The 600-nt window shown below is 69.2% G+C and carries 2 protein-coding genes; both read right to left on the bottom strand.

All coding sequences use genetic code 11. The annotated features are described in order from the left end of the window. Positions 1–357: alcohol dehydrogenase catalytic domain-containing protein (locus FK268_RS23440; protein WP_368732156.1), on the bottom strand; the 357-nt coding region annotated here is incomplete at its 3' end. Positions 358–399: 42 nt separating this feature from the next. Then, the coding region (locus FK268_RS23445) for a TetR family transcriptional regulator C-terminal domain-containing protein (RefSeq protein ID WP_193560332.1) at positions 400–600 on the bottom strand (201 nt) is incomplete at its 5' end.

The following is a 600-nucleotide window of genomic DNA, read 5'->3' on the forward strand; positions in this document are numbered from 1 at the left end:
CAGACGCACGGCCCAGTCCGCGGGAACGACGGCCTGCTCGGCGTAACCGCCGTCGCGGGCCGTGCCGATCTCGTAACCGTGCGCGACCACCCGTTCACCCGTGGCGAAGTCGTCCGACGTGGATTCGACGACGGTGCCCGCGATATCGATGCCGGGCACGATCGGGTACTCCCGCACCACTCCTCCGCCGGGAGTGAAAGCCAGTGCGTCCTTGAAGTTCACGCCCGAGAACTCGACGGCGATGCGCAGGTGTCCGGGCTCCAACGGCGCCGCGTCGCGGGTCTCCACGCGGGAGTTCACGGCGGCCTCGCCGTCATGGTCGGCGAGTTCGGCGATCAGTGCCCGGTACTGGGTCATCGTGTGTGCCTCCTGAGTCTGTCGACGTCGTCCTGCGTGATGCTACGTGCGGCCCGTACCGGGCGCTCCGAAGCACTCCAGCTGCCGTTCGACCACGGATCGCAGATGCTCCGGCGAGTACCGGTCCGGACACAGGATCGCGCTGACGGCGAGCCCGTCCACCAGTGCGGCGAGACGATCCGCGTCGACCGCGGCATCCTCGTCGTCACCGTCGAACAGGCCTGCAGCCCGGGACCGGTCGAC

The organism is Tsukamurella sputi (assembly GCF_007858445.1).
In the GTDB taxonomy this organism is placed as follows: domain Bacteria; phylum Actinomycetota; class Actinomycetes; order Mycobacteriales; family Mycobacteriaceae; genus Tsukamurella; species Tsukamurella sputi.